Here is a 10,591-nt window from a genome sequence, read left to right as displayed (position 1 = left end):
GCCACTTCGGCCTCCAGAGCATCGACCGAATAACCGTCTGAGGTGTCATCCGGAGACGACGGGTCTGTGGACCCGTCTTCTTCTGGCGATGCATCCTCCGGCTCGTCCAGCAGCGTCTCCGGGTCATTGCTTTCTCCGGCGCCAATCGCCGATTCATAGGCGGCGCTCAGAGCGGCGGTGTCTTCCTCTGCCGCCAACTCGATGTCGGAATCGTCTTCGGGCGACTCCTCAACCACCGGGGCGTCTTTTTCGGCTGCGGCCTTGGCCGCCTGCTGGAGCGACTGGGAAGGCGTCACGGCGTAACCCAGTTGGGCCACGCTCTCTTCGGCAACCCCCAACAACAGGTCGTTTTCCTCGGCGTGCTCGCTATTGAAGCGTTCCAGGTAGTATTCAACGCTGGTAATGGCATCGGCCAGGGTATCCAGCCGATTCCATTCGGGGGTGACCTCTCCCTCAAGCAATTGCTCTTCCACAAACCGTGCACAGGCGCCAATAATCCGGGCCGGCCGGGGCAGGGGAATCATGTCCAGACCGCCGCGAATTTCGCGCAGGGTCACCGGTACCGGCTGAAGGTGCGAGCGATCCCACTGCGAGGCAATGTACTCGACAATGGCATCCTTGGCCTGCTCCAGGCCACTGCGTGATTCACGCAACACCGATTCCTGCGCGCGGGAGAGGTTGAGATCCGCCTGTTCCCGTGCCGGGTTGGCGTCCCGGCCGGCGTTGGCCACCAGAGAGTCCAGCCCGTACTCGATATCCAGTACCTTACCGGCCAGCGCCATCAACTGATCATCGCCCAGGTCGCTGTCAGAATTCACGACCAGTTCAATCGCCGCGCCCTGCTCGAGTACCTGCTTGCGCAAATCACCGATGCCAAGCACCGCCATGGTGTCAGCCACGCGCTTGATGACCGGCAGAGCCTCTTCCAGCGCCTGTTTCCGGTCCATATCCGACAGGGTGACGTCCAGCGCCTCTTTGACCGCGTCCAGCTCGCCTTTCAGTGCGGTGACCACCGAACTCATGGCCTCCGCATCCGGGGCGGACAACAGGTCCTGCGCCGCATCGCCGTCTTCACCGCTCTCACGGCCTTCCGGCAATGCGCGCTCAAGCTCGTAGCGGTCGTAAATCACCTGCAAATGGGAGCCACTGGCAAAGCCCGGCGAGTGCTTGCCCGATCGGGCCACGTAGTACAACAGGTTTTTGAGCAGCTGGTCATCCGCCGGGGCAGCCAACACTTTGGTTCCGTGGGCGAGCAGTTGTTTGAGTTCCCGGTCCAACTGCCGCAGCAGGTTTTTGATCGAGACACTGGACTCGATGGCATCCATCTCCAGCGCTTCCACCAGCGCCAGACCGATATGCCAGAGCGACTGGCGGGGGGTCCCCCGGGTCAGCTTGTGCAGCCGCTCAAACACCTTTTTCAGGTAAGCCAGATTTTCATCCGGATTGACGCCCCGGATAAACCCCGCGGCCGCATACTGATACATCTGGCGCAGTTTGCGCACGGTATCTTTGAACTGGGCGTCGTTGGCCAACAGCGGCAGGCGCTCGCCGGACACTTCCCGGGCGGGGCCAAGATAGGGGCTGAACAGTTTGGTCTCGGTCAGCAGGCTTTCGCCCCGCACCGCGCGTAGATCATTGAGTAGCGGCAGGACAATAACCGGGTTGTCACGACGGGAGGTTTTGACCTTTTCGAGATAGATCGGAAACTGCAGGATGGCCCGCATCAACACTTCCTGAGCTTCGGCAGTGTTGGCGACGCTGTCATTGATCATGGCCTGAGCGAGGTTTTCCATCTCCTCAGCCATCATGGCCGCCCCGTAGAACTCCACCATCTGCAGGCTGCCGTGCACCTGATGGATGTGAGTCAGGCAAAAACGCAGGCGCGCCTCATCCTTTGGATTCTCCACGTAGGATTCCAGAGCATCGCGAGCCTCTTTCAGGGTGTCGGTAATTTCATGAACCACCCAATCCAAGGCAGCAAAGTTACGGCTGTCTGACATGCGGAGCATTCCTCATTGTTTTTGTCGCTCTTCGCGAACATAGGCTTGCACTTCATCGCCTACCACGCGGCGCAGTTCCGGGTGTTCCCAGTCCACGGCTTCCCCCAGTCCGATAATCAACACGCCGCCCGGTTTGAGGCGGTCCGCAAACGCGTTGAGGATATCCCGACGCAACCAGCGACGAAAATAGACCAGCAGGTTCTGACAGAAAATGACGTCCATTTTGATCACGGGCATGGTCCGGATGCGGGTGATATTGCCCTGACTGAAACAGACACGATCGCGCAATTTTCCGGCCACCTCGAATTGCCCGTCATCCGTTCGCGTCAGATAACGCTGAACTTCCTCGGGGTACAGTGGCTCAAGCTTACGCTGTGGGTAACGCGCCCGACGGGCCTGATTGAGTGCCGACTGGCTGATGTCTGTGGCGGTAATGCCGTAATAGGGGGCGAGGTTGGCCAGCTCGAAACAGTCATTGGCGACCATCGCCAATGAGTAGGGTTCCTCACCGCTGGCACAGCCCACGCTCCAGATATCGAAGCTGTTATCCAATTGGCGATTGTCGATCCGGTGTTGCAGAAACCGGCGTACGTATTCAAGGGAGGGACGGTGCCGGAAAAAACTGGTTTCTTTGACCGTAAGCCGATCCACCAGAACGGACCACTCCATCAGGCCGGTCAGGCCGTCTGTGACATCGTGAAAGTACTGATTGTAATCCTCACAGCCCAGCTCACGCATACGGATGGCCACCTGCGACTGCAGCAGGGTTTTCTGCTGGGTCGACAGTTGAATACCCGTGCGCTCCTCCAGCAGTTTGCTCCATTGAACAAACTGGCTTTCGGACAAGTCAGTCGGCGCTTGCAGGGACCAAACCATAAGGTTTCTCTAGGCCTTGAGTGCCACCGCCCGGGACGCGACCGGGCGGTGCTAGTGATTACACCAGTTCGCGATCGGAACGGGGCTTCTCGTGACGATCTTCCGAGTCGCCCTCATCGTCCGGCAACACCTGATCATCCAGCTCGATAACGTCGGATTCATCGACGTCCGCCAGGCTTTCACCTTCTTCCGGGAAATCGAAGCTCTCAATGCTGTCCGCCTCATCGTTCAGATCTGCAAACGCATCGTCATCGCTCTGGGCCGCCGGTGCACTTTCGCGATACCCGATGGGCGCTTCGTCCGACTCTTCCTCCGGCAGTTTGAAACCGGCTACCGATTCGCGCAGATCCAGCGCCATCTCGGCCAGGTTACCAATCGACTGGGCGGTCGCGCTGGTACCGGCGGAGGTCTGGGTGGTAATTTCCTGAATCACGTTCATCGTGTTGGAAATGTGGCCGGCCGAAGAGGCCTGCTGACGGGCAGCGTTCGAAATGTTCTGAATCAGTTCCGCCAGGTTGTTGGATACCGTCTCAATCTCTTCCAGAGCCACACCGGCGTCCTGCGCCAGGCGAGCACCGCGGACCACTTCCGAGGTAGTCTGCTCCATCGAGATAACCGCTTCGTTGGTATCGTTCTGAATGGTTTTAACCAGGGCTTCAATCTGCTTGGTCGCAGCGGCTGAACGTTCTGCCAGTCGCTGCACTTCGTCCGCAACCACCGCGAAGCCGCGGCCCGCGTCACCGGCCATAGAGGCCTGAATCGCGGCGTTCAAAGCCAGAATGTTGGTCTGGTCGGCAATGTCGTTAATCAACGATACGATGTCACCAATCTCCTGGGAGGATTCACCCAGTCGCTTGATCCGCTTCGAGGTATCCTGAATCTGCTCACGAATGGTGTCCATGCCGTTGATGGTGTTCTGTACCACCTTGGCGCCGTTGGTCGCAATGGATACCGCTCGCTCCGCTACCGCGGCCGATTCGGCGGCGTTGGCGGATACCTGATCAATAGTCACCGCCATCTCGTTTACCGCCGCCGAGGCGCCGGCGATTTCCTGGGCCTGGTGCTCGGAGGCTTCGGCCAGGTGCAGAGCGGTCTGCTGGGTTTCCTGGGCCGCGGCGGATACGTTCACCGCCGTTTCGTTGATTCGGGCCACCAGAATCCGCAACTGGTCAATCGTGAAGTTGATCGAGTCGGCAATCGCGCCGGTAAAGTCTTCGGTTACCGTGGCGGTAGTGGTCAGGTCACCGTCGGCCAGGTCGGCCAGTTCGTCCAGCAGTCGCAGAATCGCGTTCTGGTTCCGTTCGTTGGTTTCGGCGGTTTCACTCAGACGACGGCGAGTGCTGCGCAGCAGCAGAATACCGATGACCGCCAAGCACAAGGCGGCCGCAATGGCCAGGGCCAGAATGGTCAGGTTGTTGGGCTGGCGCAGCGGTGCCTGCTCGGCAATCCGGTCCGAAATATCGGAAACCGTTTCAAGCAGCATTGGGGTGCTGTCGAGCAGCGCTTCGTTGGCCTGTAACGCATCAAGCAGAGCGGGCGAGCCTTCGAAAATTTCCTGAATCGAGCTGTTAACAAAATCAAACAACGAGGCAATTTCGGTCAGCGACTCCTGCGCCTCTTCGTCGGTAATCTGAGTGATGCGCATGGCCACATCACCTTCCTGCATCGCCGTCAGTACCCGACCGTAGATGTTGGCATCCAGGTTGAACTGATCCGCCGCGCGCGAGGCGTCGGCGTCACCACGGAGCATTTTGTCCACATTTCGACCGATACGCTCGGCACGCCAGCTCTGCATCTGCGCCTGGGACACCTGCTCCGGCGGTGCGTCATTCTCAAGCAGAATTTCCACGATGTTGTTGTGCTCCGCCTGAAGCTCCGGCAGCGAGTCGTTCAGGGTCCGACCCACCTCGTTCAGGAAGACGATGGTATCGCGGTTGGTCAGAATGGTGTTGGCGTCTTCCTGCACACTGTTCCAGACTTGAGCGTAGGCGTTGAACTCGCGGCTCAACTGCGAGCGGGTGCGCGGATCACTGGAGCGCAAAGAGTCCCACGTGGCCCCCATGGTCGAGACGACCTGCCCCAGCTCATCAAACGCTTCTTCATCACCTTCAATGGCGTCCCGTGACAGGGCCGTCAGACGGTAGGACTGGGCGCGCAATTCAGCGGCCTGCTGCAGGTATTCCTGGTCTCGTTCCAAGCCCTGCTGCACCATGACGTAGGTGACGGGGATCAAAACCAGAAAGCCGATCAGCAAGACCACCAGTACAACCATCGCCGGGTTCGCCCGGACGTTGGCAAACAGGTTTCTGGACTCGGTTTTCATGTAAGCACTCCTGAAGGTGACGTGACGCCTTATTGTTGTTCCTGATTGTGATAATTATGATCGACCGGGACTCATTGACCTCGGACAACCCTGATGACCGCCCCCGGTCAACTAGCTGCGGGCGGCATTGATAAAGCGCGGATCCTGCGCCAGAAACGCCGGGCGAAAGACGGTCCAGCGCTGTCCGTTATGTTCAAAGCTACCCTCGGTGAAGGGCTGAATAACCGCATCGACGGGGCCGGACTCGGCCTGATATTCATCCGTGGGGAAATGCTGCATGCCAAATACCTGATCCACCATCAGCCCGCTGTACAGAGCCTCGGTCTCCAGCACCAACACCCGCCGCTGCTTGCGCCCTCCGCTCAGTTGGGCTCCGAAGAATGCTGCGAGATCAAACAGCGGCAGCAAGCGGCCGCGAACGTTGGCGACACCGCGCACCCAGGACTGAACGCCGGGAAGGTGGGTATAAGGTGGGATCTCCAGCATTTCCGAAATTTCGCCCATCGGTACGGCAAAGCGCTGCCCCATCAACATGAACCCGATGCCACTCCAGTGGGGGCGGATATCGAGTTGTGCCGGCAGACCCCGCGCCGCACTGCGACTGCGTTGAGCCAAGTCTACCAGGGAGTCAAAGGCTGTCTGGGAATCAGACATGGTTACCGCCTGTCTCGTTGTGTCCGGTCATCCTTCTTACTGAGTCACTTTGGCGATGGCGGCGTTGAGGGTCTCCGCGGTCACCGGCTTGACCAGAAAGTCCCGAGCGCCTTGGCGCATTCCCCAGACCCGGTCGGTCTGCTGATCTTTGGTGGTCACGATAATAACCGGAATATGAGCGGTTTCCGGTGCTTTGGTGAGCTGGCGGGTGGCCTGGAATCCGTTCAAGCCGGGCATGACAATATCCATCAATACCACATCGGGCAGCTCTTTCTTGGCCAGCGATATACCGGCCTCACCGGTTTCTGCCGTCAGGGCTTCATGACCCTGCTTTTCCAGCATGGAGCTCAATTTGTAAATTTCGGTGGGAGAGTCGTCGATGATAAGTACTCTGGCCATAGTATCCCCAAATTGATCAGTCAGTTATAAATTACATTGTTGTCGTTATTCAGGCGATGGCGCTGCCTCGCCCGAGATCGTCAGCGCATCTGTTGCGCCATATATTCAAGATGCTTCTGCTTGCTTCACATGTGCTTCGATGGCGCCCAGCAGCTCGCTTTTGCTGAATGGCTTGGTCAGGTACTGATCCGAACCGACAATACGGCCTTTGGCCTTGTCGAACAGACCGTCCTTGCTGGATAGCATAATCACCGGGGTGCGCTTGAAGTCGCTGTTATTTTTGATCAGTGCGCAGGTCTGATAGCCATCAAGACGCGGCATCATGATGTCGACGAAAATGATGTCCGGGCGGGTGTCGGCGATTTTGGCCAGAGCATCAAAACCATCCGTCGCCGTCACCACCGTGCAGCCGGCTTTTTTGAGCAGGGTTTCGGCGGTTCGACGGATCGTTTTACTGTCGTCGATCACCATGACTTTCAGGCTTTCCAAACTTACGTCCATACTTTCTGACCTTAGCCTCGTTGCCGCATCGCCTCTACGCCCGAGGCTATCGGACGGTTCAGCACTGCAGTCATTGTTATGTTTGCCACGTTTTTGTGACGCAAGTCACACATTGCACCCGCCAGCCGGGATAAGCGCTTCACGTGAGCAGGTGGTACAGTTAAAACGAACTTTTAACACAGTTTTTAAGGTATATCTATAACCAACTGAATATATAAGATTTTCGTTAGTGAACCCGATTTATTATGCTTTAGTCTTATTTTGGCGACAGCCCGCGCCCTAACCAATACTGTGACATTCAGCGGCCGAGCTTGCGTTCTACCGCCCGAGGGCTTAACTTTAGCGCGCAAAACGGCAGGCGGCAACAAGGCCACCCCTCCCACTCTCATCCGGAAAACGTTTGTATGACCCTCTCTCTCGGCGTGATCATGGACCCCATCGACCAGATTACCTTCTATAAGGACACCACCTTGGCCCTGCTGCTGGCGGCCCAGGAGCGCGGCTGGGACCTTCATTACATGGAGCAGTCCGATCTCTACCTGGACAAGGGACAGGCTCGTGCAAGCACCCGACCGCTGCTGGTAATGGACGACGAGACCCACTGGTTTGAGCTCGGGCCCCGGCAAGACCGCCCCCTGGGGGAGCTGGATGTCTTGCTGATGCGCAAGGATCCGCCCTTTGATAACGAGTTCACCTACAGCACCTACATTCTGGAAGCCGCCCAGCGCGAGGGTAGCCTGGTGGTCAACGACCCTCAGAGCCTGCGTGACTGTAACGAGAAGATCTTCGCCACCCAATTCCCCCAGTGCTGCCCGCCACTGATCGTGAGCCGGGACCCGGCGCGGCTGCGCCAATTCCACCGGGATCAGGAAGACGTCATTTTCAAGCCTCTGGATGGCATGGGAGGCAGCCGTATTTTCCGCTGCAAAGCCGATGATCCCAACGTCAGTGTGATTCTGGAGACCCTCACCGATTTTGGCACCCAGATGGTGATGGCTCAGCGCTACCTGCCAGCTATCACCGAAGGCGACAAGCGCATTCTGGTGGTTGACGGCGAAGCCGTGCCCTACAGCCTGGCGCGAATCCCAGCGAGCGGCGAAACCCGGGGCAACCTGGCCGCCGGCGGGCGGGGCGTCGCCCAACCCCTGACCGACCGGGATCGCTGGATTGTGGCGCAGGTCGCACCCACGCTCAGGGAAAAAGGGTTACTCTTTGTCGGACTGGACGTCATCGGCGACTACCTGACCGAGATCAATGTCACCAGCCCGACCTGCGTGCGGGAGATTGACAAGGCGTTTGACACCCGGATCGGGGCCCGACTGATGGACGCTATTGAGCGACGCCTGCCCTGATCGCTACTGCTGAACGAGCTGCCGTACCATTACTATGAGTCAAAACCGCCCCGAGGACACGCTCCCCGACAACACCGTGGATACGGGTGATCGGCTGAGCTTTACCCTGTTTCTGGCCCTGGCCGTCCATGCGCTTCTGATCTTCGGGGTGTCTTTCACCCTGCCCGAGCGCGGTCAGGCCGCTCCCACTCTGGATGTGACCCTGGCCAACCACCAGGATAGTCGGGCTCCGGAAGAGGCGGATTACCTGGCACAGCACAACCAACAGGCCAGCGGCACCGAAGAGCAGGCACGCCAGCTCACCACCGAGCAGGAAGCGGAGTTTGCCGACACCCAGGTGCGGGACATCAACCCCACCCCACAGATTCAGGCCAGCACCGCCCGAGAGCGACGGGATGACGCCGTGGTGACCACCACCAGCCGGGCGGAGCGCCAGCAGCCCAGCCCGGAAGATGCCGACCCTCAGGAGCAGCAGGAACAGCGCGAAGGCCAGGTTGAAGAGCAGCCGATGCTGAGCCAGGAAATTGCCAGCCTGCAGGCCAAGCTGGATCGTCAGCGCCAGGAGTACGCCAAGCGTCCGCGCATCCGGCGCCTCACCTCGGTCGCCACACGCGCTGCCTTCGACGCGCGCTACCTGCACGAGTGGGGACAAAAGATCGAGCGCACCGGCAACCGCCACTACCCCCAGGAAGCGCTCAACCGCCGGATCACCGGCAGCCTGCGCCTGTCCGTCGCCATCAACCCGGATGGCACCATTCACGAGGTCGAAGTGCTGCACTCCTCCGGCCACCGATTACTGGACCAGGCTGCGGTGCAGATCGTGCACCTCGCCGCCCCCTTCAACAGTTTCCCACCGGAAATTCGCCAGGAATACGATCGCCTGGAAATCATCCGCACCTGGAATTTCGAGATCGCCGGGCTTTCAACCTCCGCGGACTAGCCGCAGATTTTCTTGGTCCGCGCGCTTGTTTTCCCAGTGGTTTCCCCCATAATTCAGGTATGAACGAAAAAAGCCCTGCAGACACTGAAAAAGCCCTGACCGCCGGCAGCCTGCGCGACCACTTCCTGATCGCCATGCCCGGCATGCTCGATCGCAACTTTGCGCACAGCATCACCTACATCTGTGAGCACAGCGACGAGGGCGCCATGGGGCTGGTACTCAATAACGCCATGCCCCTGACGTTGGGCGATATCTTCAGCCAATTGGAGCTGGGGGATGAGCAGCACCTCGGCGACCGCACTGTGCTGGCCGGAGGCCCGGTTCAGGTAGAGCGCGGCTTTGTGGTCCACAACGATACCAGCCGCTGGCAGTCGACCCTCTCGGTGGCCGACGATGTCAGCCTCAGCGCCTCCAGAGACATCCTCGAGGCCCTGGCCGAGGGGCGCGGACCCGAGAACTTCATCATCGCTCTCGGCTATGCCGGCTGGGAAGCTGGACAACTGGAGGACGAAATCGCCGCCAACGCCTGGCTGACCATGCCCGCCGACCGCCACATCCTGTTCCACACGCCCAGCGAACAACGCTGGGCCGCCGCCGCGAACCATCTGGGGTTCGACCTCAACCTGATTTCCGCCACCGCCGGCCACGCCTGACGTGCAGTTACTGGGTTTCGATTACGGCCTGAAGAATATCGGGACGGCCACCGGCCAGACGCTAACCGGCACCGCCACGTCACAGCCTCCATTGAGAGCCCGCGATGGCGTACCCGACTGGTCCGAAGTGGAAGCCCTGCTCCGGGAGTGGCAACCGGAGCTGGTACTGGTGGGTTTGCCACTGAATATGGATGGTACCGAAAGCGAGCTGTCCGCCCGGGCACGCAAATTTGCCAAGCGGATTCACGGTCGGTTTGGTGTGGCGGTGGAAATGGTCGACGAGCGCCTGTCGAGCTTCGAAGCCAAAGGCGAGGTCATGGCCCGCGGCGGCTCCCGGGATTATGGCAAAAACCCCGTGGACTCCATCGCCGCGCGCCTGATCGTGGAAACCTTTTTAAACCGCTAAAAGGCTTTCTAAACCGCTACGGGCCTCTTAAACCGTTAGCGGGTGCTTAAAACACCCGTCCCCGATCTTCGGAGCCGTCGTCTTCAATCGACAGCTCGTCGGCGGCATGGGACAGATAAGTGGCATCCGTTTCCGAACCGAGCTTGATCAACAACCGCAGATCGTTGGGCGAATCGGCATGGGCCAGGGCGTCCTCGTAGGTGATTTCCCCGGCGTCATAAAGCTCGTACAGCGCCTGATCGAAAGTCTGCATACCCAGTTCGGTGGACTTTTTCATCAGCTCCTTGAGCTCACTGACCTCCCCTTTGCGAATCAGATCCGACGCCAGCGGCGTATTCAGAAGGACCTCGAGGCAAGCCCGACGGCCCTGACCATCCGGTGTCGGGATCAATTGCTGAGCCACGATGCCGCGCAGATTCAGGGACAGGTCCATCCACAACTGCCGGTGCCGGTCTGCCGGAAAAAAGTGAATGATCCGGTCCAGCGC

At 59.4% G+C, this 10,591-nt stretch carries 10 protein-coding genes and 1 pseudogene; 4 read left to right on the top strand and 7 right to left on the bottom strand.

Going from position 1 to position 10,591, the window contains the following annotated elements:
* The 6 genes from B3520_RS05795 to pilG all read right to left on the bottom strand — a co-directional run.
* On the bottom strand, positions 1-2,000 hold a 2,000-nt coding region (locus B3520_RS05795), incomplete at its 3' end, for an Hpt domain-containing protein (protein WP_286875619.1).
* Between the two features lie 12 nt (positions 2,001-2,012).
* Positions 2,013-2,876 carry a CheR family methyltransferase gene (locus tag B3520_RS05790; RefSeq protein WP_024461423.1) on the bottom strand — a complete coding sequence of 288 codons (864 nt, stop codon included), beginning with the start codon at positions 2,874-2,876 and terminating at the stop codon, positions 2,013-2,015.
* A 58-nt stretch (positions 2,877-2,934) separates the two neighbouring features.
* Positions 2,935-5,199, bottom strand: coding sequence for a methyl-accepting chemotaxis protein (locus B3520_RS05785; RefSeq protein ID WP_286875617.1), 2,265 nt, complete (start codon positions 5,197-5,199; stop codon positions 2,935-2,937).
* A gap of 111 nt (positions 5,200-5,310) precedes the next feature.
* Positions 5,311-5,853: a chemotaxis protein CheW gene (locus B3520_RS05780; RefSeq protein ID WP_024461425.1), complete on the bottom strand. Its 543-nt coding sequence runs from the start codon at positions 5,851-5,853 to the stop codon at positions 5,311-5,313.
* Positions 5,854-5,889: 36 nt separating this feature from the next.
* Positions 5,890-6,252, bottom strand: coding sequence for a twitching motility response regulator PilH (gene pilH, locus B3520_RS05775; RefSeq protein WP_024461426.1), 363 nt, complete (start codon positions 6,250-6,252; stop codon positions 5,890-5,892).
* Positions 6,253-6,357: 105 nt separating this feature from the next.
* Positions 6,358-6,753 (bottom strand): twitching motility response regulator PilG, encoded by a 396-nt coding sequence (pilG, locus tag B3520_RS05770; RefSeq protein ID WP_024461427.1) that lies wholly within the window; start codon positions 6,751-6,753, stop codon positions 6,358-6,360.
* A gap of 404 nt (positions 6,754-7,157) precedes the next feature.
* On the opposite strand from pilG, the gene gshB reads away from it, so the two are divergent.
* From gshB to ruvX, 4 genes are read left to right on the top strand one after another with little or no spacing between them, the layout of a single operon-like run.
* Positions 7,158-8,105: a glutathione synthase gene (gene gshB / locus B3520_RS05765; RefSeq protein ID WP_286807573.1), complete on the top strand. Its 948-nt coding sequence runs from the start codon at positions 7,158-7,160 to the stop codon at positions 8,103-8,105.
* A 34-nt stretch (positions 8,106-8,139) separates the two neighbouring features.
* Complete coding sequence (locus tag B3520_RS05760) at positions 8,140-9,045, top strand: energy transducer TonB (RefSeq protein WP_051174411.1); 906 nt, start codon at positions 8,140-8,142, stop codon at positions 9,043-9,045.
* Between the two features lie 59 nt (positions 9,046-9,104).
* Positions 9,105-9,698, top strand: a complete 594-nt coding sequence (locus B3520_RS05755; protein WP_193744967.1) for a YqgE/AlgH family protein — start codon at positions 9,105-9,107, stop codon at positions 9,696-9,698.
* A 1-nt stretch (position 9,699) separates the two neighbouring features.
* Entirely contained in the window at positions 9,700-10,104 is a 405-nt protein-coding gene (gene ruvX, locus B3520_RS05750) for a Holliday junction resolvase RuvX (protein WP_286807577.1), read from the top strand.
* 46 nt (positions 10,105-10,150) lie between these two features.
* Here ruvX and B3520_RS05745 read toward each other — a convergent pair.
* Positions 10,151-10,591, bottom strand: a pseudogene (locus B3520_RS05745) (type IV pili twitching motility protein PilT); the annotation flags it as partial.

The organism is Marinimicrobium sp. UBA4509, from assembly GCF_002388575.1.
GTDB lineage: Bacteria > Pseudomonadota > Gammaproteobacteria > Pseudomonadales > Cellvibrionaceae > Marinimicrobium > Marinimicrobium koreense.
The sequence above is the reverse complement of the archived record's forward strand: the minus strand, read 5'-3'. Positions and strand labels throughout refer to the sequence as shown.

Coding starts and splice junctions, on each gene's coding strand:
- B3520_RS05790 (WP_024461423.1), bottom strand. CDS start 2,876: ATGGTTTGGTCCCTGCAAGCGCCGACTGACTTGTCCGAAAGCCAGTTT.
- B3520_RS05785 (WP_286875617.1), bottom strand. CDS start 5,199: ATGAAAACCGAGTCCAGAAACCTGTTTGCCAACGTCCGGGCGAACCCG.
- B3520_RS05780 (WP_024461425.1), bottom strand. CDS start 5,853: ATGTCTGATTCCCAGACAGCCTTTGACTCCCTGGTAGACTTGGCTCAA.
- pilH (WP_024461426.1), bottom strand. CDS start 6,252: ATGGCCAGAGTACTTATCATCGACGACTCTCCCACCGAAATTTACAAA.
- pilG (WP_024461427.1), bottom strand. CDS start 6,753: ATGGACGTAAGTTTGGAAAGCCTGAAAGTCATGGTGATCGACGACAGT.
- gshB (WP_286807573.1), top strand. CDS start 7,158: ATGACCCTCTCTCTCGGCGTGATCATGGACCCCATCGACCAGATTACC.
- B3520_RS05760 (WP_051174411.1), top strand. CDS start 8,140: ATGAGTCAAAACCGCCCCGAGGACACGCTCCCCGACAACACCGTGGAT.
- B3520_RS05755 (WP_193744967.1), top strand. CDS start 9,105: ATGAACGAAAAAAGCCCTGCAGACACTGAAAAAGCCCTGACCGCCGGC.